General features: G+C 32.7%; 26 protein-coding genes and 2 pseudogenes. 23 read left to right on the top strand and 5 right to left on the bottom strand.

What is annotated here, in order from left to right; translation table 11 throughout:
• Window positions 1-877 precede the first annotated feature (877 nt).
• The 11 genes from sstT to ggt all read left to right on the top strand — a co-directional run bounded on the left by sstT (window position 878) and on the right by ggt (window position 12,779).
• Window positions 878-2,134, top strand: a complete 1,257-nt coding sequence (gene sstT, locus ACGH49_RS05335; RefSeq protein WP_411588506.1) for a serine/threonine transporter SstT — start codon at window positions 878-880, stop codon at window positions 2,132-2,134.
• 198 nt (window positions 2,135-2,332) lie between these two features.
• Complete coding sequence (locus ACGH49_RS05330; RefSeq protein ID WP_411588504.1) at window positions 2,333-3,334, top strand: MDR family oxidoreductase; 1,002 nt, start codon at window positions 2,333-2,335, stop codon at window positions 3,332-3,334.
• A gap of 279 nt (window positions 3,335-3,613) precedes the next feature.
• Window positions 3,614-3,841: a ChaB family protein gene (locus tag ACGH49_RS05325; RefSeq protein ID WP_065590864.1), complete on the top strand. Its 228-nt coding sequence runs from the start codon at window positions 3,614-3,616 to the stop codon at window positions 3,839-3,841.
• An 82-nt stretch (window positions 3,842-3,923) separates the two neighbouring features.
• The gene (locus tag ACGH49_RS05320; protein WP_174786440.1) at window positions 3,924-4,208 is read left to right on the top strand and encodes a YciI family protein; all 285 of its coding nucleotides are present in this window, start codon (window positions 3,924-3,926) and stop codon (window positions 4,206-4,208) included.
• A 214-nt stretch (window positions 4,209-4,422) separates the two neighbouring features.
• On the top strand, window positions 4,423-5,859 hold the full coding sequence (locus tag ACGH49_RS05315; protein ID WP_065590866.1) for a 6-phospho-beta-glucosidase: 1,437 nt from the start codon (window positions 4,423-4,425) through the stop codon (window positions 5,857-5,859).
• 25 nt (window positions 5,860-5,884) lie between these two features.
• The gene (locus ACGH49_RS05310; RefSeq protein ID WP_065590867.1) at window positions 5,885-6,202 is read left to right on the top strand and encodes a PTS cellobiose transporter subunit IIB; all 318 of its coding nucleotides are present in this window, start codon (window positions 5,885-5,887) and stop codon (window positions 6,200-6,202) included.
• 176 nt (window positions 6,203-6,378) lie between these two features.
• Entirely contained in the window at window positions 6,379-8,388 is a 2,010-nt protein-coding gene (locus tag ACGH49_RS05305) for a BglG family transcription antiterminator (RefSeq protein WP_411588501.1), read from the top strand.
• 14 nt (window positions 8,389-8,402) lie between these two features.
• Window positions 8,403-8,741, top strand: a complete 339-nt coding sequence (locus tag ACGH49_RS05300; protein WP_411588516.1) for a PTS cellobiose transporter subunit IIA — start codon at window positions 8,403-8,405, stop codon at window positions 8,739-8,741.
• Window positions 8,742-8,756: 15 nt separating this feature from the next.
• The gene (locus tag ACGH49_RS05295; RefSeq protein WP_411588500.1) at window positions 8,757-9,242 is read left to right on the top strand and encodes a hypothetical protein; all 486 of its coding nucleotides are present in this window, start codon (window positions 8,757-8,759) and stop codon (window positions 9,240-9,242) included.
• A gap of 14 nt (window positions 9,243-9,256) precedes the next feature.
• Window positions 9,257-10,606 (top strand): PTS cellobiose transporter subunit IIC, encoded by a 1,350-nt coding sequence (gene celB, locus ACGH49_RS05290; protein ID WP_065590869.1) that lies wholly within the window; start codon window positions 9,257-9,259, stop codon window positions 10,604-10,606.
• A 511-nt stretch (window positions 10,607-11,117) separates the two neighbouring features.
• Window positions 11,118-12,779, top strand: coding sequence for a gamma-glutamyltransferase (gene ggt / locus ACGH49_RS05285; RefSeq protein ID WP_411588515.1), 1,662 nt, complete (start codon window positions 11,118-11,120; stop codon window positions 12,777-12,779).
• A gap of 53 nt (window positions 12,780-12,832) precedes the next feature.
• Here ggt and rplI read toward each other — a convergent pair whose 3' ends face one another.
• Genes rplI through rpsF form a run of 4 tightly spaced genes read right to left on the bottom strand, consistent with a single transcriptional unit; the run spans window position 12,833 to window position 14,212 of the window.
• On the bottom strand, window positions 12,833-13,282 hold the full coding sequence (gene rplI, locus ACGH49_RS05280) for a 50S ribosomal protein L9 (RefSeq protein ID WP_296210427.1): 450 nt from the start codon (window positions 13,280-13,282) through the stop codon (window positions 12,833-12,835).
• A gap of 22 nt (window positions 13,283-13,304) precedes the next feature.
• Window positions 13,305-13,532 carry a 30S ribosomal protein S18 gene (rpsR, locus tag ACGH49_RS05275; protein WP_025314965.1) on the bottom strand — a complete coding sequence of 76 codons (228 nt, stop codon included), beginning with the start codon at window positions 13,530-13,532 and terminating at the stop codon, window positions 13,305-13,307.
• A gap of 4 nt (window positions 13,533-13,536) precedes the next feature.
• Window positions 13,537-13,845, bottom strand: a complete 309-nt coding sequence (priB, locus tag ACGH49_RS05270; protein WP_065626143.1) for a primosomal replication protein N — start codon at window positions 13,843-13,845, stop codon at window positions 13,537-13,539.
• A complete protein-coding gene (rpsF, locus tag ACGH49_RS05265) occupies window positions 13,829-14,212 on the bottom strand; it encodes a 30S ribosomal protein S6 (protein WP_065590872.1) in 384 nt (127 codons plus the stop codon). The genes priB and rpsF overlap by 17 nt, the downstream gene beginning before the upstream one ends.
• A 483-nt stretch (window positions 14,213-14,695) precedes the next feature.
• Here rpsF and ACGH49_RS05260 point away from each other — a divergent pair, with 483 nt between their 5' ends.
• The 9 genes and pseudogenes from ACGH49_RS05260 to ACGH49_RS05220 all read left to right on the top strand — a co-directional run bounded on the left by ACGH49_RS05260 (window position 14,696) and on the right by ACGH49_RS05220 (window position 20,467).
• The gene (locus tag ACGH49_RS05260) at window positions 14,696-15,043 is read left to right on the top strand and encodes an HIT domain-containing protein (protein WP_411588498.1); all 348 of its coding nucleotides are present in this window, start codon (window positions 14,696-14,698) and stop codon (window positions 15,041-15,043) included.
• A gap of 6 nt (window positions 15,044-15,049) precedes the next feature.
• Window positions 15,050-15,685 carry a hypothetical protein gene (locus tag ACGH49_RS05255; protein ID WP_411588497.1) on the top strand — a complete coding sequence of 212 codons (636 nt, stop codon included), beginning with the start codon at window positions 15,050-15,052 and terminating at the stop codon, window positions 15,683-15,685.
• Window positions 15,685-16,728, top strand: coding sequence for a beta-N-acetylhexosaminidase (gene nagZ / locus ACGH49_RS05250; protein WP_411588496.1), 1,044 nt, complete (start codon window positions 15,685-15,687; stop codon window positions 16,726-16,728). The genes ACGH49_RS05255 and nagZ overlap by 1 nt, the downstream gene beginning before the upstream one ends.
• Window positions 16,729-17,083: 355 nt before the next feature.
• Window positions 17,084-17,950 (top strand): annotated as a pseudogene (locus ACGH49_RS05245) (sigma 54-interacting transcriptional regulator); the annotation flags it as partial.
• A 102-nt stretch (window positions 17,951-18,052) separates the two neighbouring features.
• Window positions 18,053-18,178 (top strand): annotated as a pseudogene (locus tag ACGH49_RS05240) (IS3 family transposase); the annotation flags it as partial.
• 9 nt (window positions 18,179-18,187) lie between these two features.
• On the top strand, window positions 18,188-18,349 hold the full coding sequence (locus ACGH49_RS05235; protein ID WP_411588494.1) for a hypothetical protein: 162 nt from the start codon (window positions 18,188-18,190) through the stop codon (window positions 18,347-18,349).
• A gap of 15 nt (window positions 18,350-18,364) precedes the next feature.
• Window positions 18,365-18,766, top strand: a complete 402-nt coding sequence (locus ACGH49_RS05230; protein ID WP_411588514.1) for a transposase — start codon at window positions 18,365-18,367, stop codon at window positions 18,764-18,766.
• A 65-nt stretch (window positions 18,767-18,831) separates the two neighbouring features.
• Window positions 18,832-19,005 carry a hypothetical protein gene (locus tag ACGH49_RS05225; protein WP_411588493.1) on the top strand — a complete coding sequence of 58 codons (174 nt, stop codon included), beginning with the start codon at window positions 18,832-18,834 and terminating at the stop codon, window positions 19,003-19,005.
• Window positions 19,006-19,111: 106 nt separating this feature from the next.
• Window positions 19,112-20,467 (top strand): hypothetical protein, encoded by a 1,356-nt coding sequence (locus tag ACGH49_RS05220; RefSeq protein ID WP_411588492.1) that lies wholly within the window; start codon window positions 19,112-19,114, stop codon window positions 20,465-20,467.
• Between the two features lie 96 nt (window positions 20,468-20,563).
• On the opposite strand, the gene ACGH49_RS05215 is transcribed toward ACGH49_RS05220, so the two are convergent.
• A complete protein-coding gene (locus ACGH49_RS05215) occupies window positions 20,564-22,867 on the bottom strand; it encodes a glycosyltransferase (protein ID WP_411588490.1) in 2,304 nt (767 codons plus the stop codon).
• A 480-nt stretch (window positions 22,868-23,347) separates the two neighbouring features.
• On the opposite strand from ACGH49_RS05215, the gene rfbB reads away from it, so the two are divergent.
• Genes rfbB through rfbC form a run of 3 tightly spaced genes read left to right on the top strand, consistent with a single transcriptional unit; the run spans window position 23,348 to window position 25,833 of the window.
• Window positions 23,348-24,409 (top strand): dTDP-glucose 4,6-dehydratase, encoded by a 1,062-nt coding sequence (rfbB, locus tag ACGH49_RS05210; RefSeq protein ID WP_411588489.1) that lies wholly within the window; start codon window positions 23,348-23,350, stop codon window positions 24,407-24,409.
• A gap of 13 nt (window positions 24,410-24,422) precedes the next feature.
• Window positions 24,423-25,289 carry a glucose-1-phosphate thymidylyltransferase RfbA gene (gene rfbA / locus ACGH49_RS05205; RefSeq protein ID WP_411588512.1) on the top strand — a complete coding sequence of 289 codons (867 nt, stop codon included), beginning with the start codon at window positions 24,423-24,425 and terminating at the stop codon, window positions 25,287-25,289.
• A gap of 13 nt (window positions 25,290-25,302) precedes the next feature.
• Window positions 25,303-25,833, top strand: coding sequence for a dTDP-4-dehydrorhamnose 3,5-epimerase (gene rfbC / locus ACGH49_RS05200; protein ID WP_296208072.1), 531 nt, complete (start codon window positions 25,303-25,305; stop codon window positions 25,831-25,833).

The raw sequence follows: 25,833 nt of genomic DNA, 5'->3' as shown, positions 1-25,833 counted from the left end.
AAGGGTTTATGGTAAAAAACATATTCCAGGGCAAGGAAAATAATGATTAGTTAAGAATTAGTGGATGATATTATTATATTATCTATTTGATATATTTATTATTTTAATGTTATTACGGATTTAAGATCCCAAACTATCTAAAATAAGATCGCCATAATGATAGACCACATTCTAAATTTTGTGTATTTGCCATCAAAAGGTGACGGTTGATTCTGTCACCAAATTTTACAATAAACGACCTATTGCACTTTTTTAGTTTTGAATAAGCATAGTCCATTTTTCTGAAGTGAGTTGGATTGTTATAAATAAACGATTTTTTAAACTGAGTTATTGGTTGGGAAAATCTTACGTTTCTTGATGGGATAGAAACAACACTATTTAAAGACTCTATCACATTGGTGACATAAACTGCTTTGCGAATCTTCTAAAGATACGCAAATAATGTATTGAGATTTTCCTTGTTTTTAGGTTATGACTGTCTAAATTTGAATGAGTGAGTAATTTCCTTGTAGCTATACTTTTGGCTAGCACTGTTGCTATTTACCTAGTTTTTTGTCCATTTTTTATCTAATTAGTTTTAATTCAAAAATAAGCAAATATACAATTTTATTTATAGATCACTAATGGTAATTGAGATAAATTGAATGATTTGTCATCTTTTCTCACGTTTTTCGTGCCTGAGTTATGCTACGGCTTTTCTATGATTTTTTTCCAAAAGCGATGATTTTAAGCTTAACTTGATTTTCAATTAATAATTAAACTTAGTGATTAATTAAAGTAATATATAAAAAAAGTTTATTGTGATGTTTTTTTATATAAATTTATTGCTTAAATATGGTAAGGTTTTGAGCTTGTCTTAAATAAACAGGAAAGTAGTATGACGCACTCATCCAATCCTTTGGTTCGTTTTTATTTTAAAATAGGGCTGATACCGCAGATTTTGTTGGGTTTAATATTTGGTATTATTCTTGCTGCGGTTTCGAAAGATACCGCATTAGCGATGTCACTTATAGGTGGGCTATTTATTAATGCTTTAAAATCGGTTGCTCCTATACTAGTGCTCATTTTGGTAATTGCATCAATATCAAATCATCAACATGGCAAACAAGCCAATATGAGACCATTAATTGCTCTTTATTTTGTCGGTATGATCTTAGCTGCTTTAATAGCAACCATTGCTAGTTTTTTATTTCCATCGCAGATTTCATTTGGTGATACGTTAAATAACCTTGAACTTACACCACCTAACGGTATTGCTGCTGTTTTAAAAACCTTGCTAGAAAAAATGATCGATAATCCCATAAATGCACTAATTAATGCAAATTATATTGGTCTTATCATTTGGGGTGTTGGTATCGGCTTGGCATTAAGACACTCAAGCCAAAGTACTAAAACCATGATGAATGATCTGTCTTATGCTATTTCTTTTATTGTAAGAATTATTATCCGCTTTGCTCCTTTAGGGGTATTTGGATTAGTGGCCTCAACGCTAGCTGAAACAGGTTTTGGTGAATTACTGAAATATGCACATCTATTGGTTGTGTTAGTTTCTTGTATGCTGTTTGTTGCATTGGTAATAAATCCATTATTAGCTTATTTAGTTATGCACAAAAACCCTTATCCATTAGTATTTACCTCTTTAAAAGAGAGTGCGATCCCAGCCTTCTTTACCCGAAGTTCAGCAGCAAATATTCCCGTTAATATGGAGATCTGTAAAAAATATAAAATGGATGAAGATACTTATTCGGTTGCAGTACCGTTAGGCGCTGCAATTAATATGTCAGGTGCTGCCGTTACTATAACGGTTTTAACTCTAGCCACCGTCAACTCAATGCCAGCTAGTGCTGGTATACATGTTGATATCTATTCCGCGGTATTACTTTGTATTGTAACTTCAGTATGTGCTTGTGGGGCATCAGGGATTGCGGGTGGATCGTTACTGCTTATTCCTGTCGCTTGTAGTATGTTTGGTATACCTAACGAAATTTCAGCTAAAGTGATTGGCATTGGAATTGCCATCGGAGTCATTCAAGATTCGGTTGAAACTGCATTAAATTCATCAAGTGATGTTGTATTTATTGGTGCGGTTTCATCAGCCGCGCAGAAAAAGCAAAATAATACGACTAAAAATTAAGTATTCAAGCCTATTTAATTGGTAACTCTGATTTATAACTGAGCATGGTAATTTGTTATTATCAGCTCAGTTTTTATTTATTCCTCACAACCAAACATATCACATTGCTTTTTCTTGAATATTAAAATAACATCTAATATTTAAGCGGTTTCTTATATTATTTAGATGTTCCGATACTATATGTGATGAGGAGACACTATGCCATTTAATGCCATTGTTTTATCGAAAGAAGAAAAAACGGGGTTTTCATGCTCCTTAAAGAGTATTAGTAAACAGCAGTTATTAGCGCAAGAAGGTGATACCTTAATCCAAATAACCTATTCAAGTATTAACTATAAAGATGCGCTAGCTTTAACTAATAAAAGTCCTGTTGTTAGACAGTGGCCAATGATACCAGGTATTGATGGTGTTGGTATTGTGCTAGAGTGTCGTAGTGGTCGCTATCAAAAAGGCGATATAGTTATATTAAATGGATGGGGGTGTGGCGAGACTCATTGGGGATGTTTGTCACAATATGCTTATTTAAAATCTGATTGGCTAATACCCTTGCCCAACAAACTTACAGATTATCAAGCAATGGCAATTGGTACGGCAGGTTATACAGCAGGCCTTTGTGTCCAACGTATTGTTGATTTCGGTGTAAAACCACAAGATGGTATGGTTTTGGTAACAGGTGCTAGTGGTGGAGTTGGCTCAATTGCCGTTGCATTACTTACTAAACTTGGTTATCAAGTCACCGCATCAACGAGTAAAATTGAAGAAGATCATTATTTACGACAACTTGGCGCAGTAAATATTATTGATGGTCAAACCTTAAAAGAAACAGGTAAACCATTACAAAAAGAACTGTGGTCAGCTGTTGTCGATGCGGTTGGTTCGCACACTTTAGCAAATGCTTGTGCCCAAACTCAATATGGTGGCATTGTGGCGTGTTGTGGTCTTGCTCAAGGCATGGACTTACCAGCAACGGTCGCGCCGTTTATTTTAAGAGGTGTTTCGTTAGCTGGGGTGGATAGTGTGATGGCAAATTATGATAAACGTGTGGCAGCATGGAATTTATTGGCACACAATCTGGATGAAAAAGTGTTATCTCATATTAGTAATACAATCACACTAAATGATTGTGTTGAGGTGGCAAATAAAATGATAGCAGGGCAAATAAAAGGACGATTTGTTGTTGATGTAAACAAACGAATTTAACGTTTACGCCCAATTTTTGTTGTTAGCTTAATTAAAAGAATGCTAGATAGAAATGCATTATCAAATATTTAGCGGTGTTTATATGCAAATATTTTTATTGTTGAATTTACAAGTTAAATAAAATTTTTAATAAATATATATTGTTATAATTATTGATTTTAAAATTAAATATTTTGTAAACGGAATAATATCTGAAAGCTGATTAGGTGGAGTATTATTTTTACTATTACCATTTTAAATTTTCAGCCATCAAAATTAATTTATGAGGGGGGATGTGATATGCCATATAAAACACGTGAAGATTTACCTGATTCAGTACGCCATGTCTTGCCTGAACATGCGCAAGATATTTTTAAAGAAGCATTTAATAGTGCAATTAAGGAATATCAAGATCCGCATAAACGGCGTGATAACAGTGCACCAGAAACGATTGCTTTTAAAGTAGCTTGGGCTGCTGTCGAAAAGGTTTATCACAAAGGTGAAGATGGTAAATGGGTAGCTAAATAGATATTTAAATGGTTTAAGTTGAGCAACACAGCTTAACATTTTGAAAAATTTATTTTTTGTATATTTATTAAGGATCTATATTATGTTTATTTATACACTTACTTATGTAAAACCCATTACTGAAGTAGAAAAATATTTGTCACAGCATATTGATTATCTTGAGGACTATTACCGATCGGGACATTTTATTGCATCAGGTCCAAAAGTCCCTCGTACAGGTGGTGTGATTATTTGTCGTGCTGAGAATAAAGAGCAAGCGCTAGCAATATTACAAAAAGATCCGTTTTATATTCATCACATTGCTCAATATGAGATTATCGAGTTTGTGCCATCAAAATATACTGATGGGTTTGAAGAATTTATTTAAAAGTTAACTTCAAATATTTAAAGTTTATTATTCATTTTTGTGATATTTATCACATTTCGGTAAATATCACAAAAAGCTGCACATTTCACTAATCACCTGTCCTCTCCAGATATACTTATATTTTTCCTGATCAATAAGGAAAAAGTTGGTTAGTAATTCTATTTTTTTCCTTTTATACTAAATTTGAATTATCAATAAACACAGGTACTTAATTATGAAAAATAGAGGTTTACCAAAAGATTTTTTGTGGGGTGGTGCTGTTGCTGCTCATCAATTAGAAGGTGCTTGGCAAGTTGGTGGAAAAGGAATAAGTGTCGCTGATGTGATGACTGTTGGTTCACCAAAAAGTTATCGTAAAATTACTGAAGGTGTTATTGAAGGTGAATATTATCCTAATCATGAAGCTATTGATTTTTATCATCATTATAAAGATGATATTAAGTTATTTGCTGAAATGGGTTTTAAATGTTTTCGTACTTCTATTGCTTGGACTCGTATCTTTCCAAAAGGTGATGAACTTGCACCAAATGAAGAAGGGTTAAAATTTTATGATGATCTTTTTGATGAATGCTTAAAATACAATATTGAGCCAGTTGTTACACTTTCTCATTTTGAATTACCTTATTACCTTGTTACTGAATATGGAGGATTCCGTAATCGTAAATTAATTGATTTTTTTGTCCGTTTTGCCGAGGTATGTTTTGATCGTTATAAGAATAAAGTCAAATATTGGATGACTTTTAACGAAATCAATAATCAAGCTAACTTTAATGAAGATTTTGCACCGTTTACTAACTCAGGTATTTTCTATAAACAAAGCGACGATCGCGAGCAGATTATGTATCAAGCTGCACATTATGAATTAGTTGCTAGTGCTAAAGCGGTACAAATTGGTCATGCTATTAATCCTGATTTTGAAATAGGCTGTATGTTGGCGATGATCCCTATCTATCCAGAGACTTGTAAACCAGGTGATATTCTAATGGCACAAAAGGCGATGGAGCGTAAATATTTTTTTGGTGATGTTCATGTCCATGGTCAGTATCCAAACCATATTAAAAATTATTGGCAACGTAAAGATTTTAAACTTGATATCACCAATCAAGATCTTGAGATCTTGAAAAATGGAACAGTTGATTACATTGGCTTTAGCTATTACATGTCTAATGCAATTAGGAAAAAAGAAGATAATGAAAGCTATGAATATAACGAAAAAACCGATCTGATCGGCAATCAATATGTTAAAAAATCAGATTGGGGTTGGCAAATCGATCCTGAGGGACTTCGTTATACACTTAATTGGTTAACTGATATGTATCGTTTACCGCTTTTCATAGTTGAAAATGGTTTTGGCGCCTACGATAAAGTTGAAGCTGATGGTAGCGTGCACGATGCTTACCGTATTGATTATCTGCGTGAACATATTAAACAAATGAAACTTGCTGTTGAAGAAGATGGTGTTGATTTGATGGGATACACTCCTTGGGGATGTATTGATCTTGTTTCAGCAGGGACAGGTGAAATGGAAAAACGTTATGGATTTATCTATGTTGATAAAGATAACAAAGGTAACGGTTCACTAAAACGTAGCCGCAAAGCCTCATTCGCATGGTTTAAAAGAGTGATTGAGTCTAATGGTGAAGTCTTATAAAGCATAACTATTTTTAGGGGAATTTATGAAAAAAGCATTAATCATTTGTGCGGCAGGTATGTCATCATCATTAATGGCTAAAAAAGTAACAGAATATTTTGCTAGCAAAGATAAAACAATTTTGGTTGATGCAGTCTCGGCAACCGAAGGCGGAAATATGATTCAAAATAGTGATTTTTCACTCTTTTTAATTAGCCCGCAAACTATGATGATGCTTGATAAATTTAAAAAATTGGGGGAAGAAGTCGGTAAGCCTGTTGTGAGTATTCCTTTTCAGGCTTATATACCCGTTCAATCAGGCATTGAACAATTGGCTAAGTTAGTAGAGGAGAATATAAACTAATTTAAATCAATATATATCGGCTTTAGCGATATGATTTGGCGTTGTGAATAGATTATTAAAATAGCAGCGCCTTACTATCTTACGTTGGTGTGTGGTGTACTTATGTTATGTAATAGTTAAAAGTATTCACTATATTATTAATAATATGGTTTTAGTTGACACAGGTATGGATGATAGTGATTAAAAATAAACAGCGTGACCTTATTAGTTTATTAGTTCGTTCTAAAGATATATTCAAAAGTAGTGCATTACTAGCAAATGAGTTAGCATTATCAGATCGTACTGTTCGCACTTATCTTAATGATTTGAAATCGTTAATTGAAAGTCACGGTGGATCTATTATTAGTAAACAAGGTTATGGTTACAAATTACAAATTAAAGATAGAACAGCTTTCAATTTATTTTTAATTGAGCATCATTTATTAGATCGCAATGTAGAACAAGCAAATTGTCGAGAAGTATGTCAGAGAAAACACCATATTCTTAATTTATTATTATTAGAAAGCCAAAAAATCGATATAGAAGCATTAGCTGAACAATTATTTATTAGTTCTTCTCAACTAAATAAAGATATTTTAGAAATCAAACACCAGCTCCAACCTTATGGGCTTACTATTAAAAAAAGTCAATCTCTGTTTTATGTTGAAGGTGAGGAAAAAGCAAAACGACATTTTATTTTGAGCTATTTTTTTCATGAAGAATCGATTAATTTTCTGCAGCATCTAACTTATTTAAACAAGTTCAATGATGTAATTGGCTTAGATACGTTAACCATTATTATTTTAGATGAGTGTCGTGAGGCAAAAATAAAATTATCTGATGTAATGATACAAAATATCGTTTTGCATTTATCATTAAGTATCAAACGGTTACAGTTAGGGCTTTCTATTCAAAATCTTGATATGCCACAATCTACTAAAAAGAAATTGGAATATCAAGTCGCTAAAAAAATCATCAATAGAGTAGAAAAAGTGATTGGTTTTTGTTTTCCTAAAGAAGAACAAATGTATTTAACATTGCATTTGATTAGTAAATCAAATTTTATTCAAAATGATTTTAACTCCGAGCTGTATTTATCTTTGACTAATTTATTATTTAGAATACAGCAAGAAACTGGATATTTATTTTTAAACGATGAGCAATTGAAAAACGGAATTATTCAGCACCTAAAACCGATGATTGTCCGCTTAGAACAGCATATAAAATTGAAAAACCCATTGCTTGATGAAATTAAAACAAACTCTCCAGAATTGTTTGAGTTAGTTAAAAAATACCTTAACCGGCTTCCTGAACTTAAAAAATTTACGATTCCTGATGATGAATGGGGTTATTTGACTTTGCACTTTTTAGCTTCGATAGAAAAGTTAAAAAATGAACAAAAGGCTAAAGTGTTAATTATTTGTGCAACTGGGCAGGGTAGTGCTCAACTACTAAAAAATCGCGTTGAATGCGAGTTTAATGAAAGAATAAAAATCGTTGCAACGCAAGGCTATTATGAAATTGAACCCAACGTATTGGATAAGGTTGATTTTATTATCTCGTCAGTTGATCTATCATCAAAAGTATTTAAAGTCCCTGTTTTTCACGTCTCTGTATTTTTTACAGAAGATGATATACAAAAAATTCGTCGTCATTTATCGTCACCAATTATGCTTATCTCGGCACATACAGAGCCAATATCAACATTTGCATCATCAAATACTTTAGATCATCTTAGTAATGTTGAACAAATGGTAGATGAATTATCCGCTGATTATTTCTACCAATGCAGTGGTACCCAAAGTAAAGCACAAGTTTTAGATGGTTTGCTTGATCTTTTAGTACTAAATGAAGATAACAATTATAAACAAAAGATGATAGAGCAAATGGAGAATCGTAACATATTAGGTGATATTTTCTTTAGCCCAACTATCGTAGTGCCACATCCGGCAATGCCTGTGGGAAAATTGTCTAAAATTGGTATTGCAATTATTCCTGGTGGATTATTTTGGGATCACAATTATCCAAAAATTCACTTTATCTTTATGATTTCACCATCTATTTATCAAAACCCGACTTTATCAATGATGACAAAAGCTATTGTCAAATTGATTGACGATTTAGAAATGCAAACAAAACTGTTAAAAACACAAAACTTTAACCAATTTAAACGACTTTTTATCCAACTTATTGAAAAAGAGGTATAGCAATGAATAAAGAAATGAGCTCAGAGGATATTCAACTTATTGCTTTTAATATTATTTTGTATAGTGGTAATGCTAAAACTAAAATCCACGAGGCTTTTAAGACGATGAGACAAGCTGATTTTATTGGCGCAAATCAGCTTCTTGAAGAAGCGAATAAAGAAATCTTACAAGCACACCATTCCCAAACAGAACTACTGCAAAATTATGCCAAAGGTACCAAAATCACAATGGAAATTATTATGGTACATGCACAAGATCACTTAATGACAACCATGAACTTTCGAGAAATGGCAATTGAAATGTTACATCTATATGAAAAACATCATGAGTTAGAAATAAAACTAAAGAGCTAAATAAGGAGTAGCATAATGACAGAAAATCTAACAATGCATAAAAAAATCAGCCTAACTAATCTCTATTTTAATCGATTCTTATTGATTCGCTATACCACTGCATTTTTTTTATTTTTGAATCTTTATTGGGCAACCTTTCTAATAGGTTCATTGTCAATAGTCGCTATTTTACCGCTTGCTCTTTTTGTTTTGGGCATACTTACCACATGGGAACAAATTAAGCTTTATCGTAATCATTGCAATAAATTGCCTTATGCAAGATTATTTTATCGTACTTTAGCAATAGTCTTTATGACACTCGTTATTACTTTCTACACTCCTTTGTTTCAATTTTTCTATCCATTCTTAAAACAGACGCAACAAACATTACATGTATTAGCGATATTACTGGTAGTGAGTTTAATTATTACGTTTTTAATGCTTAAAAAGCTAAATAATATTCAACATAATAGGGATCAGTATTTTAAAAGAATCCAAACTTACGAAGAATTTATTAATTAAAAGAGGACAATAAAATGAATACGGGATTTGTTATTTTGCAGAAATATCTGATGACGCCCATGGCTAAAATATCGCAATTCAAAATTGTTCGAGCCGTAATGGCTGCGGGAATGGCGTCTGTACCTTTTTCCATTGTAGGTTCCATGTTTTTAGTATTCAATACGTTGCCAATGACATTTACGGGATTGGAGGTTTTTTTTGAAAATACTTTTTTTAGAGTGAGTGATCTTTATATGATTGCTAACACAGCGACAATCGGTATTTTGGCTCTTTATTTTAACTTTGTTGTTGGTTATGAACTAACTAAAATCGAAGCAGAAGAAACAGGCCTTAAAGTTAATGCTCTTAATGGTGCGATGTTATCTGTTTTTGCCTTTTTCATGACTTTGCCTGAACTGATCATGCAAAATGGGGTTATTACCTTACTTAATGATCAAAATAATTTAGTCTTTAATGGGCTACGCTTACAACCATTTATCTTTCGCTTGGGTACATCAGGTATATTTATTGCAATAGTTATGGCCATTGTGGCAACTAACCTCTATTTTTTATGTGTTAGACGAAATTGGGTTGTAAAAATGCCTGAAACAGTGCCATTAGGTGTTTCGCGATCTTTTACCGCACTGATCCCAACTTTTGTAATTGCCTTTTTTGTGATCATTGTTAATGGTATTTTCATCTATTTTGGTACTGATATTTTCAATATTATAGCTGTACCGTTTGCTTTTGTAACCAATCTTACCAAAAGCTGGTTGGGTATTATGGTTATCCTATTTTTAATCCATGCGCTATGGGTGGTTGGGATCCATGGTGCCAGTATTATTGGAGCATTTATTACCCCTATTATGTTAACTAATATGACTGAAAATACAGCGGGAGCACATATTCCTTTTGCTGGTGAATTTAATAATTCACTCGTGATTTTAGGGGGATCAGGTTCTACTTTATTAATGACATTTTTTATTGCGTTTTTTGCTAAGTCTAGTCAACTAAAAATTTTAGGACGAGCATCTGCAGTACCCGCAATATTCAATATCAACGAACCAGTTATTTTTGGTATGCCGATTGTATACAATCCTTATTTAGCTCTCCCTTTTTTCTTAGCACCTATGGCTTGCGGAACATTAGGTTATTTGGCTATTAATACTGGATTTATTCATCCAATCATCGCATTAATTCCATGGCCATCTCCAATGGGATTAGGAGCATTTATTAGTACTGGCGGTGATTATAAAGCGGCTATTGTTGCCATATTCTCGGCTATTTTAGCTTTGCTAATCTATATTCCTTTTGTCAAATTATATGACAATAAATTGTATAAAGATGAGCAAGGTAAATCAGAAAACCAAATTCAAACAGCTTAATTTTTATATAAGGGCGTATACCTTTTATTAAAGGTTACGTTCTTTTTTAGTTAAAATCATAAATATCAATTATACTTATTTTCTCTGAGATCCAAGAAATCATTCCGACTAAATTTACTACTGTTTTATACTTAAACGTAGTGTTTCCTGAAAGTTTTTAACAAAATTAGTTTTATTTAGACGGAGGATATTTTACGCTAATTATATTAAGAAATGTATCATTGTTGACACTTGTGGGTAATTCTGTAAAAACGTTTTACACCAAACAAGAGTATTGCTACTCCATTTAAGTGACAATTTAAGGAAAGGTATGCATAGTGTTCCTGAGCAATATTTACTCAATGTTTTTGTTTTCTATGTTATATTGATGGTTCCCCCTTAACATATTGTTGCATGATTTATTAATATGCTTTATGTATTTTGGTGTTAAGTGGGTACGATAAATAATACTTTAATTAGGAGGTGCAAAATGTTTTCTCTTAAACATAAATTGATAAAGTATTGCTACTTTATGGTATTTTTACTGATAAGCCAACAAATACTTGCTGTCGAAAACGTAACACAAAAATTAACGGCTGCCGCAGTTGCTTCGCCTGATTATTATGGAGCAAAGGCAGCCGAAGAAGTGCTCGAAAAAGGCGGAAATGCAGCCGATGCTGCAGTGGCTACCGCATTTGCTCTTGCTGTTACTTATCCTGAAGCGGGTAATATTGGTGGGGGTGGTTTTATGACTCTTTGGATGGACAGTAAGCCTTATTTTATTGATTATCGTGAAGTTGCACCAAGTAAAGCTGATAAAGATATGTATCTTGATAATCATAAAAATGTGATTCCTAATTTGAGTTTATATTCTTACAAAGCATCGGGAGTGCCTGGAACTGTTGCTGGTATGTGGGCGGTTCATCAGCGTTTTGGTAAATTACCTTGGAAAGAGGTTATAGCACCAGCTATTCGATTTGCCAATGAAGGATTTATTGTAGACAAACAACTAGTTAAACGTTATCAAGAAGCACAAGAACTTGCGCCTGCTAATGGTCATTTTAAGCAATACTTTGGTTCAATGCAAGAAGGTAAAATATTTAAACAACTTGAGCTTGGTAAAGTTTTGGATCGTATTGCCCACCAAGGTAGCGATGGATTTTATAAAGGTGAAACGGCTAAATTAATTGCACAACAGATGGAGAAAAATGAAGGTTTAATTACTGAAAATGATTTAGCAAATTATAAGGTTAAATGGCGAGATCCTTTAATTGCTAACTGGCATGATATGCAGATTGTTACTGCTCCACCGCCAAGCTCAGGAGGTGTTGGTTTAATTCAATTATTATTAATGAAACAATATTTAGCGAATGATTTCAAAGGTGTAAAAGTAAATTCAGCACAATATATTCACTTGTTAGCAGAAATAGAAAAACGTGTTTTTGCTGATCGAGCCGAATATATGGGAGATCCTGATTTTATCTCTGTACCTGTCACTGAATTGATTGATACTAATTATTTAGCGCAGAGAGCGAAACAAGTTAATCCAAAAGCGATTTCTATTACTGAAAAAGTTAAACCAGGTTTAGATAATAATCGTGAAAAGTTACAGACTACACATTTTTCGATTGTAGATAAATGGGGCAATGCCGCATCGAATACTTATACACTTAATGGTTGGTTTGGCTCTGCTGTTGTAATAGAAGGCACTGGTATCATTCTAAATAATGAAATGGATGATTTTAGTAGTAAACCCGGTGTTGCTAATCAATTTGGTGTCGTGAGCAAAGATGCTAATGCAATAGAACCAAATAAACGTCCTTTATCTTCTATGACACCAAGTATTTTTATTAAAGATAACGAAGTTGCAATGGTCATTGGTACACCAGGCGGTTCAAGGATTTTCACTTCAATCTTTCAAGTTGTGACAAATGTTTTTGATAATCATATGTCATTAAAAGCGGCAATGGATGCTCCGCGTTATCATCATCAACTATTACCAGCGAATCTTATCTTTATTGAGCGTTTTCAAAATAAAGTGCCAGAGAAGTTAAAAGATAAACTTAAACAGATGGGTTATCATTTTAAACAGCAAGATTTTAGCGGTGATATTCAAGCCATAAAAATTACGGATAATAAACCCGAAGCCGTATCAGATATTCGAGGTCGAGGTAAATCAATTATTGTGAAATAGATAATAAAAGACCCGCCATAATGACGGGTCTTTTTGTGTTTATTGTTGGATAATTATTCAGGAATAATATCAACAATAAGTTTAGCAAATGCTTCGCTGTGTACTTGGAAGAACACTTCATGTTCACCAGTAGTACGCAGTACGCCATTTGGTAAGCGAACTTCGCTTTTTGATACTTGAATACCACGAGCTTTAACAGCATCAGCGATATCACGAGTACCGATTGAACCAAATAATTTGCCTTCATCACCGGCTTTAGAAGTAATAGTTACTTTACCAAGTGCATTGATTTGAGCAACACGCTCTTCAGCTGCTTTCAATGTTTCTGCAAGCTTAGCTTCTAATTCAGCACGACGAGCTTCAAAGAATTCGATATTCTTTTTAGTTGCTGATACAGCTTTACCTTGTGGAATTAAAAAGTTACGTGCGTAACCTGCTTTAACATTAACTTGATCACCTAAGCTGCCTAAATTAGCAACTCTATCGAGTAGAATAATTTGCATTATATGTTCCCTCTGTTGCTAATTACTGATGATTATCAGTATATGGTAATAATGCCAAGTAACGGGCGCGTTTGATTGCGCGAGCTAATTGACGTTGATATTTTGCGCTAGTACCAGTGATACGGCTTGGTACGATTTTACCACTTTCTGTGATATAACTTTTTAATAAAGAAACATCTTTATAATCAATTTCTTTAACGCCTTCTGCAGTAAAACGGCAGAATTTGCGACGACGGAAATAACGTGCCATTTGGCTATTCTCCTAATAGTTTAACTTGGTCAGCATGTAAAACAAGTTGGCTTGTTTGGTTGCGTTTAGTATGTGTGCTTATAAAGCCACTAACTAAAACTTTGCTGCCTTTTTTTATGTAACTTAACTCTTGTTGTCCACTAACAATCACAGGCATTATGCACCATGCTTGTCTTGTGAGTTCTGCTTCGATTTGTTTAGAAACGTGTTCTAAATAAAATTGACAATGCGAGATCCCACTTGGACTGATTTTTTGTATCGGAGTTTTTTTTACAATACCCGATAACATTAAACGATTATTCGTCGGAATCATCGTCCATGGTTACTTCGTTAAAATCTTCTTCAGAACTACGACGTTCATCTTTGGCTTTTAACATAGGTGAAGCTTCAGTTACAGCGTGTTTTGTGCGCATAATTAAACTGCGAATTACTGCATCATTGAAACGGAAGCTATCTTCAAGCTCGTTAACAGCTTCTTGAGTTGCTTCAACATTCATTAACACGTAATGTGCTTTGTGCAGTTTTTCGATAGGATAGGCTAATTGACGACGACCCCAATCTTCTAAACGATGGATTTTACCACCATCAGTGGTTAACGTACCAGTATAACGTTCAATCATACTAGGTACTTGTTCACTCTGATCTGGGTGAACCATAAATACTATTTCGTAATGACGCATTATCGCTCCCTACGGATTAATCAGCTTTCTGTCGGGGCAACCGCAACCCATTGAAAGCAAGGAACATGAAAAATAGGCGGTTGAAATCGACGAGGCATTATATATCAACCTATCATTTTTGACAAATGAATATACCAAGTTTAATTGTGGGTTTGTGTCACTCTTTTTTATAGAAAAATTTTTATATTTATGTCAGCTTTTAATAGAGGATATATTGTAGTGCATTATATCAAAAAAATAAAAAATCTAATAAAATAAATAGTCTACCTAATCGCTTTTTACGCTCTATCTTGATTATTTTACAAAGCATCTAAATTAATAAAAAAGTTTAAAAAAATTAATTAGTTTTCTAGTCTGCTTTTATAAACATAAAAATGCATTCTAAAATGTAACGTTTTCTATACATTTTTGTTATCAAAATATGCTATTCTTATGAGTACCTATCATTTTTACTTATAGACGTATGTATAAAAGGAGTGTTTGATGGTTCAGGAAACTATTTTTAGCAAAATCATTCGAAAAGAAATCCCAGCTAATATTGTTTTTCAAGATGATAAAGTAACGGCATTTCGTGATATTTCTCCTCAAGCGCCGACACATATTCTAATTATTCCTAACAAACTTATCCCAACCGTTAATGATATTAAGGAAGAAGATGAAACAATCATTGGGCATATGATGGTTGTTGCTGCCAAAATTGCAAAACAAGAAGGTATTGATGAAAGTGGATATCGTTTAATCATGAATTGTAATAAAGATGCAGGGCAAGAAGTTTTTCATCTTCATATGCATTTATTAGGTGGTAAAAATCTTGGTAGATTAATAGGGTAATCATATATGAAACAGATCAAGCGCATATTTGTTACAAGTTCACTGGTTTTTGCTTTAACGGGGTGTCACCTTATTAGTAATACCCAAAAAGTTGAGGTGAAACCACCTGTAGATGTTACTCAGCCTGATGATACTGGTGTGATTGAAATGCCTCCTGAAATTGCTAAACAGACTGATTGGAATTCGGTATTATCACCATTTATCAAGAAATTAGTTAATATGCCACTTTCAAATTCAGACAATAAACTTATTTTTATTAGTGATATTCAAAACCGGAGTGGTGATTATCTTGCAAATAATCAAATAGATGAAGCATTACATCAGTTAATGCATAAGCAAAATACGTTTACAGTAGTAGATAGACAGACAATAAGCCAAGCTAAACAATCATTGGGGATTTCAGTTGATGATAAGTTGGTATCACGAGGTAAGATGATTGGACTGGCTAAATCGATAAATGCTAGCTATGTTCTTTTCACCACAATATATAAAGTACCAAGTGCAAGCAATGATGTCGATCTGGCAATGGAATTAATTTCAACACAAAGTGGAGAAATCCTAACCAGATTTGCATCTAAAGATTTTCCTAAGCAGCCTGATATCAATAAAGAAACAAATAAAGTTATTGAGGACAACAAATAATGGGACCATTGTTGATTGATGTTGAAGGTTTAGCATTAACTGAAGAAGATAAAAAACTGTTGCAAAATCCGTTGATTGCAGGGGTGATTTTATTTAGTCGTAATTATCAAGATCAAACTCAATTGATGACATTGATAAAACAGATTCGAGCTGCCTCTTCACAGCGTTTATTAATTTCGGTCGATCATGAAGGAGGGCGTGTTCAGCGTTTTAGAGACGGTTTTACTTCTATACCTCCAGCGCAATCTTTTGCGGTTCTTAATGATCTTGAACAAGCTAAATCATTAGCTTTTGATGCCGGTTGGGTTCTGGCTATGGAACTTATTGCTTTTGATATCGATCTTAGCTATGCACCCGTTTTAGATTTAGGTCACGATTGTCTTGCTATCGGTACACGTTCTTTTCATCGAGATGTCGATATTGCTTATCACGTTGCTTCCGCTATGATTGATGGTATGCATGCTGCAGGTATGAAAACTACGGGCAAACATTTTCCTGGGCATGGTCATGTGATTGCTGATTCACACAAGGAAACGCCTGTAGATTATCGCGAAAAGTCGCTTATCGAACTCGATATGCAAATTTTTGCCAAATTGATTGCGGATAAAAAACTTGATGCAATCATGCCTGCTCATGTTATCTATCCTGCTTTTAATAATAAACCTGCTAGCGGTTCGCCATATTGGCTTAAAACAGTGCTTCGTGAGCAATTACATTTTGATGGTGTAATCTTTTCTGATGATTTATCAATGGAAGGTGCTTCAATAATGGGTAATTATGCTGAGCGAGCCCAAACGGCATTATCAGCAGGTTGCGATCTGCTTTTAGCTTGTAATAATAGGCAAGGGACATTAGCTATTTTAGACCAATTAGCAGCATTAGATAAGATTAATTCCTTAACATCAGATAAAGCAAAATGTTTATTAACCAATACAAAAATCACCTATGTAGAATTAACAAAAAGTTCTGAGTGGCAATATCGTCGTGATAATTTATTAAAACTTAATGAAAAGTGGACAGAGTATGCAAGCAGCAATCATTGAAATGGATAATGACCAACTTTTGGTTACCTATAATCATGTAGCTAGAGCACTATTCGCTCAAAACGATTTAGTATTAAATCAACCCTTTAATTATCAAAAGGTCTTCAATCTTGATAATACAATAAATATAGATGGACAAGATGATACGATTATTGTGTTAGATTCTCAGCACGTTTTATTGCAAAAAGTGATGGAATCATCTAAAACAATATTTATTTTACAACCAATTGAGTATTTAAAAAAAAGGTTATCAAAAATAAAGGTTGTTGGTTCTCAAGCTTTTGATATTTTTGCCAGCCAAAGTTTAGTCATGCAAAAACTTATCGCTCAAGCTAAAGCATTCTCAATGCAAAGAGAACCATTGCTTATCTCTGGCGAAACTGGTACAGGTAAAGATTTACTTGCTAATGCTTGTCATCAATACAGTTCACGTGGCGATCAGGCTTTTCTAGCATTAAATTGTGCAGCTATGCCTGATGAGGTTGTTGAAAGTGAATTATACGGGCATGCAGCTGGTGCCTATCCTGGCGCTATTGAAGGTAAAAAAGGCTTTTTTGAACAAGCCAACGGTGGCTCAGTATTGCTTGATGGCATTGATGAAATGTCGTTTCAAATGCAAACTAAATTATTACGTTTTATCAATGATGGCTATTTCCGCCGAGTGGGTGATGATGATGAAGTTTATGTCGATGTTAGAATTATTTGTGCAACAAAGGTCGATTTAGCTGATTTGGTTGAACAAGGTAAATTTAGAAAAGATCTTTATTACCGACTTAACGTACTATCGCTTAATTTACCTTCTTTACAACAGCGTAAAGACGATATTCAATCACTTACGCATATTTTTGTAAATGAATATGCCAATAAACAAGGCATCATACCACCAACAATTGACGATAATGTTATTGATAATTTGACCCGTTACTCATGGCCAGGTAATGTAAGACAACTTAAAAACATACTTTATTCGGCATTGGCGCAATTGACCTCGCCTAGGTTAACGGTCAAAGACGTTGTGTTACCGACTCCAATCACATCGCAATTATCGTGGGTCAACAATATTGAAAATAAAACTCTTGATGAAATAACCAAACAGTTTGAAAAAGAGATCTTATTAAAATTATATGATCAATACCCAAGCTCAAGAAAGCTGGCCAAAAGATTAGGTGTGTCGCATACAGCGATTGCGAATAAGTTGAGAGATTATGAGATAGGGCGGTGATAGATTTATCTATATAATTTTACATAATAAGCATCGATACAGCTTACGTGCATTATGTCGATGTTTAAATGTAACCCGAAATCGTTTCTATAATCAACGGTAATTGACGCAGTAACCACAAGATATATTCCTAGTGAAATTTTTAATAATAATTATCGTGCTTATGGTACAAAGCGTCTGCAAGCAGAGCTGAGAAAGCAAGGCATAACCGTATCTAGACGCCGAATAGGTCGGATCATGGCTGGGTATTCGAAATACACCTGTAAAAAATATTGTATTCATATAGAAAAAAGCAATGAATCGCCGGTGAATAATGAACTTAATCGAGAATTTGATATAGGTCAACCACAAAAGATATTAGTGACCAATTTAACCTATGTGAAGGTTAAACAACGTTAGCACCACTTTCGTGTAATTGTTGATATCAGTAATCGAGAAATAGTGGGACGAAGTGCTGGCAGGCATAAAACAGTGGCACTGGTCATGCAAGCTATGAGTCAAATTCCAATGAACTTACAGACGATTGAGTTGTTTCATTCTGATAGAGGAAAAGAGTTTGATAATCATTTGATTGATGAATGTTTAACAGCATTTGGAATTAAACAGTCGTTAAGTCGCAAAGGCTGCCTCTATGATAACGCAATTGCAGAAAGCACATTTAAAGCAGTGAAAACAGAATTTGTGTCAAATACTATTTTTGATTCACTGGCGCAACTTAAATTGGAATTTAATCACTATGTGGATTGGTTTAATTATAACCGACTTCATTTAACATTAAATTACCAGTCGCCGATTGAATACAAAAGAAATCGATGACCTTATCTTTTTAGTACTAAAAGTGTGGACATACCAAATAATGCGGATATAATAAAAAGGCATTTTTGTGCCATCATGATAACGGGGCTGAATTTGTTGCTCCTTATTATGTTGATATTAATCCAGATTTATTTGAAGAAGATAAAAATCATGCTAAATTTAAGATTAAAATAGATAATAAAGAATACAATTCAGATGTATATTTTAATGCTATTTATAAGGTTATGAATGAGAAGTAGTAATTTTTATAAATAATATTAACTGGGATTTAATTTTAATAGATATATTCAATAATAACAGCATTGTTACTAATTTATGTTAAAAGTGTTAATATGTACTAACCATATGGCTAGTATTGGTGGTTCTGAAATTGTCGCTTTAGAAGTTGCGGAATGCTTTAAGAAAAATAATTATGCCGTTGATATCGTTGCCAATTACGTTGGCTCTCCAGTCTCTGATATTGTTAGGGATTCTGGTATTAATTTATTAACTAGTGATGATTTACCCGATCCTTTTAGTTATGACATTGTTTGGGCTCAACATCAAATATTGCCTATTCTTGTTAATCACTATATAGATAGTTTTAATAATAATACATATTTTGTATTTGCCCATTTATCTCCATATGAGCATTTAGAAACTCTTGGTTTATATACAGAGAGATTACTTGCTGATAAAATTTTTGCTAATAGCAAAGAAACTTATAATCAATTATGTGATTTTGGTTTACCTACTGATATAAGCGATATTTTTTTTAATGCATCACCATCCGAATTTTTCCATGAAAAAGCTTCAAATGAACAACCTCTAAAAAATATACTTTTAGTCAGTAATCATCCGCCAGAAGAAATTCTTGATGCAATGGAAATTTTAAAAAATGAATATTCACTAAATATAATGAATATTGGTGTTCGAGGACAAATACAGCGAGTAACACCTAGAATGATCGAATATACAAATGCTGTTATTACTATTGGAAAAACAGCTCAATATGCTATTGTAGGTGATACTCCAGTTTATTGCTATGATCATTTTGGTGGGATTGGTTGGTTATCTGTAAATAATTATAAAAAAGCAGAAGAATTTAATTATTCTGGTCGGTGTTGTTTAAGAAAGATCTCTGCACGAGAGATAGTTGAAGAAATAATTGTTGGTTACGAAAAGGCTAAAAATGACATTCATGAAATTAGACATGAAGTTTTATCTAAATATTGTTTAGATTCCTATATAAGTACTATAATTAAAGCATCTAGAGAAAATTATAATTCAAGATTTATTAATTTAGAAGATCGTCAAAAAATAAAATCTGAATCAGAAATTACTAAATCAATCAAACAATATTACAATGCATATAATGAATTATCTGTATACCATAATGGGCTATTGATAAAGTTTAATGATTTATCGTCTAAAAATGAACAATTGGTTTCAGAAAATAATATTGTTTTGGATAAATTTAATAAATTAACTATTGATCATGATGAACTTATCTCAAAATTCAGTGAAGTAACATCTACGATTAACAATCTTTTAATCCATAATAATCATTTATTATCAGATAATAGTATTTGTTTGGAAAAGTACAATTCTTTACTAAACTCTTATAATAAATTAAAAAATCAATGTTTAAAATATAAGAATACATTTTTTAAAAAGCTAGCAAGAAAAATAAAAAGAATATATAACAAGAATGTAAATTAACTTAAATTAATAAAACCAATCTTTATCCGAATGATTTTCTGTTTTTTATAGTAAATTATTTATAAAGATTGGTTATAAACTTATTTTCTTGAATTGCTATTTTTTCCTAGCTTCTTTCCATAGTTTATCAATATTTAAACTAATAATTAAATCGGAAATACCTCTTGGATTATTTATAAGTAATGGATTCAATTTTACCACCCAACTGATATCTTTAGTTCTTTCTGATTGCGCACCAATATCAAAAACTAATGTTGGAATTCTTAAAGCTAGAGCTATTGATAAAGTATAAGAAAATGTTTCTTCCCATATGCTTGGTAATATGATTAAATCAGGAGAAATTTCTCTAATTTTATCAATACATTCTTTGTCGTTTTTATATTTACCAGTGACTGTAACATTATTTGTTTTCATTACATGTTGATCTCCTGGGTTACTAAATCCGACTAAAAAATATAATAAATTCAAATCTCTATTTTTAGAGTCAATAGCTAATGTTGAAAGTACTTGTGAACCTTTCTCAACACTAAGAGCACCAATTGATACAATTTTTATTTTATTTTTTTCTTTTTTTCTTTCAGCGGGTAAAATATCACCAACTATATCATCATGAGGAATAACATCAATGTCCAAGCCAGGAAAATCCTTTAGAACTATATCTCTAGCACGGTAAGATGGAGATTCAATTTTAAAACATTTTTTTAGAAATAGTGCATAGGCTTTATGTCGCGAATAAGCTTCAGTTATGTTTATTTCGTAATCAACTGGAATTTTTTTTGCATTGTACCAATGATTTCTTCTTTCTAATGAAGGCACACCTTCATAAATATATTCAGGATTTAGCAATTTATAATCATATGACATACAAGCATAATCATGAATAATAAATTTGTAATTTAAATTAGATGAAGAAAAATAAGACAAAAGCTTTTCATGATGATGCCAATCAAGACCTGCAAAACTATTGATATGAACTAAAACTGGCTGAATAGTTTTAAAAAACAAATCTAAAAAATTAAAATCACAACTTAATGATAGATTTTTTAAATTACAAAGATTGAATTGGTCATTTTCATGAGAAAAGATAGAATAACGATTTTTATCATGCACTTTTAAAAGAATTGTATCAGTTCCTTGGCTAGTATATTGACTTATTATTCTTTCTAAATATGTATTAATTCCTCCATCCCATGCATGGGAAAGAATTACGACACACTCCTTCTGTCCAATCTTCAACTGTAATCTAGCTATGTCCAAATTACGTCGCAATATAAAGACAGGATCTACATTTATAAAATTATGAACTAAATTAAGATAGTTTGGATGTTTTAGTTTTAATGCATTTGCTCCTTTTTTCATGTTTTCAGCTTTAATAGCGGAGAATGAAACAGATCCTACATGATATACAAATACATCACCAATGATAATATTTTTAAAACCGGCATGAATAGCTCTCATACAAAAATCGTTTTCTTCTCCATATCCAACTTTAAAAGAGTTTTCATCAAGCATACCTATTTTATCAATTACTTTTCTTCTCATATAAAAACAGAAGCCAACCCCTGTAGGTGCTTCGATGTAAGCGCTTTTATTTATCTTAGCGGCTAATTTATCTAATTCTGCAGGTGAAACTTCAATATTTTGATTGTTATCTTGGCATATAAAAGGATAACTACATATCGTGGCATTATTCGACATAGGTGTTATTGTTGCAATTGATTTATCTTTATCGGCATAATCAATCATCCTTTCAAAACATCCTTCAAAAACGAAAGCATCAGAGTTAAGTAATATAACATCAAGATTATGTGATAAATTACTAATTGCAAAATTGATTGTTTTAACAAAACCCAAATTTTCTTTATTTAAATGGTAATCAAACAATCCTTTTTTAGATAATTCTTTTAATTTTATATTTAATTTTTCATCCGGTCCTGCATCATTAATAACTAGTAAACTATATTGTTCTGATATTCTACTTTTCAATGCGTGATAAATTGAACATAATGATTCATCTAAACCTTTATAAATTGGAAGTATAACCACACATTTTGTATTTGAGGTGTATTTAGCAGGTTTAAGGCTATCCCACTTTTCATCTTGTGGTGATATAGGTGTAAACCATAATATATTTGATAATTCTGAATTAATTTGAGATTCTTTATGTATATTCTTAATGTTAGTATCAAGATTGTTATTTTTTACAGACCGTTTTTTAGATAGAATTTTAAAACCCAAAAAACTAATTGTTTTATAAGTATTATCCCTCTTAATTACAAGTGCTTTTTTTAAGAAATATTGTTCTTTAGGATTAAAAACTCTTTTATACACAGTTAAACCTAAAAATTTTATTTTTAACGACTTTTGAGACATGATTCGCTTTATCATTTGCTTTTTCACCGTTATCTTCTGTCGAATATAGGCTAGGAATTATAACTTAATTTATAGTTAAATAAAACTTGTGTTTATTAGTGAAGATACACAAAAAACAAAATTAATGCCTTATCAGATACCAGAGATATGGCAACGATTAAGGTACATAAGCGTGAGCAGAAGAATTACAAACTGTTCATGCTATTACGATTGTCATGAGCTATGCTATTGTCAGCTTAAATAGCTGTGCTTACTATTATAAATCTAAGTTATCAAATGATTCGATGATTATGTCTGTATAGAAGAAAAACATTTACGCAGGGACTTTCCTAAATATTTTCATTGGGGTAAAACACCTTATGAGTTTTTAGAGGATTATTTTAATCATGAAGTGTAAACAACTAGTGTTTTCATACTAGATTAATAATAAAGCATATTATATTACGAAAGATTGTGGCATAATTAGTTTTTTAAACATTATTAGCTAAATAATTCTTTGGGACTAATATGAAAACATTAATCACAGGTGGTGCTGGTTTTATCGGTTCCGCTGTTGTTAGGCATATTATTAATCAAACAGAAAATGAAGTTTTAGTCATTGATAAATTGACTTACGCGGGGAATTTGGAATCATTAGATCAGATATCTAAAAACGAAAGATTCCATTTTAAGCAAATTGATATTTGTGACCGAAAATCACTTGATTCTATAATCACTGATTTTCGACCTGATATTATTATGCACTTAGCTGCCGAAAGTCATGTTGACCGTTCTATTGATAATCCTTCAGCATTTATCGAAACCAATATAATAGGTACTTATGCTTTATTAGAAGCATCTTTGGCTTATTGGAAAACTCTAGACACAACCAAACAATCTACATTTCGTTTGCATCATATTTCAACTGATGAAGTGTATGGTGATCTGCATGGAACGAATGATTTATTTACTGAAAAAACACCTTATTCACCAAGTAGCCCATATTCGGCATCGAAAGCTTCAAGTGATCATTTAGTCCGTGCGTGGCATAGAACCTTTGGTTTACCTACAGTTATTACTAACTGCTCAAATAACTATGGTCCATACCATTTTCCAGAAAAACTAATCCCATTAATGATACTTAATGCTCTTGAAGGTAAGCCGTTGCCAGTATATGGTAATGGTCAACAAATTAGAGATTGGTTATATGTCGAAGATCATGCAAGAGCACTTTATCTTGTTGCTACTAAAGCAAAAATAGGTGAAACTTATAATATCGGTGGGCACAATGAACAAAAAAATATTGATGTTGTAAATATTATTTGTGAATTACTTGAAGAACTCGTTCCAAATAAGCCAGATGGTGTTAAGTGTTATAAAGATCTGATTACTTATGTTACTGATCGCCCAGGTCATGATCAACGTTATGCTATTGATGCATCAAAGATTTATCAAGATTTGGGTTGGAAACCACAAGAGACATTCCAAACAGGAATGCGCAAAACAGTAGAGTGGTATCTACAAAACAAACAATGGTGTGATCATATTAAAGATGGCTCATATGCAAGATCACGACAAGGAATTATTTAATATAGGTAATTTTATGAAAGGTATTGTATTAGCTGGCGGGTCAGGAACCCGTCTTTATCCCATAACTCGAGGTATTTCAAAACAGTTGTTACCTGTTTATGATAAACCGATGATTTATTATCCTTTATCTGTACTCATGCTTGCCGGCATTCGTGATATTTTAATAATCACAACACCTGATGATTTACCTGTGTTTCAACGATTGCTAGGTAACGGTTCTCGTTTTGGTGTCAAACTAAGTTATGCACAGCAACCTAAGCCAGAAGGTTTGGCACAAGCTTTTTTAATCGGTGAGGAGTTTATTCAAAAACAACGCTGTTCTTTAGTGTTAGGTGATAATGTATTTTTTGGCGAAAGCTTTGGCAAAAAATTGGTAAGAGTTGCAGCTCAAAAAGAAGGTGCAACAATTTTTGGTTATCAGGTACTTGATCCTGAACGTTTTGGTGTTGTTGATTTTGACGAAAATTTTAAAGCGTTATCCATTGAGGAAAAACCAGCCAATCCAAAGTCGAACTGGGCTGTAACAGGTCTTTATTTTTATGATGAAAATGTGGTTGAAATGGCAAAACAAGTTAAGCCATCTCATCGTGGTGAGCTAGAAATTACAACTCTTAATCAGATGTATTTGGATGCAGGACTGTTAAATGTTGAAATCCTAGGACGCGGTTTTGCTTGGCTTGATACAGGTACACATGACAGTTTGCTTGAAGCGTCATCATTTGTTCAAGTAATAGAAAAAAGGCAAGGACTCAAAGTTGCCTGTCTTGAAGAGATTGCTTATCGTAATGGCTGGCTAAGTGCTGAACAGGTGAAAGAAGAAGCCATTAGTTCAGGTAAAACATTATATGGGCAATATTTGGCAAGATTGATAGAACAATAAAATAGGTGGACAAATGGAAGTTATTTCAACGAATATTGTGGATGTGAAAATTATAAAACCGAAAGTGTTTGGTGATGAACGAGGCTTTTTTCTTGAAACTTTCGAACAAAAGCGGTACCAAGAAATGTTAGGTATAGAACTTAATTTTGTTCAAGATAACCATTCTCGCTCACAAAAAAATGTGTTAAGGGGATTACATTTTCAAAAAAAAAATCCTCAAGGCAAACTAGTTCGAGTTGTTCGAGGTGAAGTTTTTGATGTGGCTGTCGATATTCGTAAAGATTCCCCAACTTATGGAAAGTGGGTTGGTGTTACCTTAACTGAACATAATAAAACACAATTGTGGATACCTCCTGGACTTGCTCATGGTTTTGCTGTACTGTCAGATATTGCTGACTTTGAATATAAATGTACTAACTATTATGATCCTAAGTCAGAAGGGTGTTTGTTGTGGAACGATCCAACAGTAAATATTAGTTGGCCGATTTCAAACCCATTACTATCGACAAAAGATAAGTTAGGCAAAACATTACAGGAGTTATAG

The organism is Gilliamella sp. BG7, from assembly GCF_046635565.1.
Taxonomy (GTDB): domain Bacteria; phylum Pseudomonadota; class Gammaproteobacteria; order Enterobacterales; family Orbaceae; genus Gilliamella; species Gilliamella apicola_P.
Note: the sequence above shows the minus strand (reverse complement) of the source record. Positions and strands in the feature narration are given on the sequence as shown.

Bases quoted from the DNA above. Each gene is read 5' to 3' on its own strand.
- sstT (WP_411588506.1), top strand. From the start codon at position 878: ATGACGCACTCATCCAATCCTTTGGTTCGTTTTTATTTTAAAATAGGG.
- ACGH49_RS05330 (WP_411588504.1), top strand. From the start codon at position 2,333: ATGCCATTTAATGCCATTGTTTTATCGAAAGAAGAAAAAACGGGGTTT.
- ACGH49_RS05325 (WP_065590864.1), top strand. From the start codon at position 3,614: ATGCCATATAAAACACGTGAAGATTTACCTGATTCAGTACGCCATGTC.
- ACGH49_RS05320 (WP_174786440.1), top strand. From the start codon at position 3,924: ATGTTTATTTATACACTTACTTATGTAAAACCCATTACTGAAGTAGAA.
- ACGH49_RS05315 (WP_065590866.1), top strand. From the start codon at position 4,423: ATGAAAAATAGAGGTTTACCAAAAGATTTTTTGTGGGGTGGTGCTGTT.
- ACGH49_RS05310 (WP_065590867.1), top strand. From the start codon at position 5,885: ATGAAAAAAGCATTAATCATTTGTGCGGCAGGTATGTCATCATCATTA.
- ACGH49_RS05300 (WP_411588516.1), top strand. From the start codon at position 8,403: ATGAGCTCAGAGGATATTCAACTTATTGCTTTTAATATTATTTTGTAT.
- ACGH49_RS05295 (WP_411588500.1), top strand. From the start codon at position 8,757: ATGACAGAAAATCTAACAATGCATAAAAAAATCAGCCTAACTAATCTC.
- celB (WP_065590869.1), top strand. From the start codon at position 9,257: ATGAATACGGGATTTGTTATTTTGCAGAAATATCTGATGACGCCCATG.
- ggt (WP_411588515.1), top strand. From the start codon at position 11,118: ATGGTATTTTTACTGATAAGCCAACAAATACTTGCTGTCGAAAACGTA.
- rplI (WP_296210427.1), bottom strand. From the start codon at position 13,282: ATGCAAATTATTCTACTCGATAGAGTTGCTAATTTAGGCAGCTTAGGT.
- rpsR (WP_025314965.1), bottom strand. From the start codon at position 13,532: ATGGCACGTTATTTCCGTCGTCGCAAATTCTGCCGTTTTACTGCAGAA.
- priB (WP_065626143.1), bottom strand. From the start codon at position 13,845: ATGATTCCGACGAATAATCGTTTAATGTTATCGGGTATTGTAAAAAAA.
- rpsF (WP_065590872.1), bottom strand. From the start codon at position 14,212: ATGCGTCATTACGAAATAGTATTTATGGTTCACCCAGATCAGAGTGAA.
- ACGH49_RS05260 (WP_411588498.1), top strand. From the start codon at position 14,696: ATGGTTCAGGAAACTATTTTTAGCAAAATCATTCGAAAAGAAATCCCA.
- ACGH49_RS05255 (WP_411588497.1), top strand. From the start codon at position 15,050: ATGAAACAGATCAAGCGCATATTTGTTACAAGTTCACTGGTTTTTGCT.
- nagZ (WP_411588496.1), top strand. From the start codon at position 15,685: ATGGGACCATTGTTGATTGATGTTGAAGGTTTAGCATTAACTGAAGAA.
- ACGH49_RS05235 (WP_411588494.1), top strand. From the start codon at position 18,188: ATGGCTGGGTATTCGAAATACACCTGTAAAAAATATTGTATTCATATA.
- ACGH49_RS05220 (WP_411588492.1), top strand. From the start codon at position 19,112: ATGGCTAGTATTGGTGGTTCTGAAATTGTCGCTTTAGAAGTTGCGGAA.
- rfbB (WP_411588489.1), top strand. From the start codon at position 23,348: ATGAAAACATTAATCACAGGTGGTGCTGGTTTTATCGGTTCCGCTGTT.
- rfbA (WP_411588512.1), top strand. From the start codon at position 24,423: ATGAAAGGTATTGTATTAGCTGGCGGGTCAGGAACCCGTCTTTATCCC.
- rfbC (WP_296208072.1), top strand. From the start codon at position 25,303: ATGGAAGTTATTTCAACGAATATTGTGGATGTGAAAATTATAAAACCG.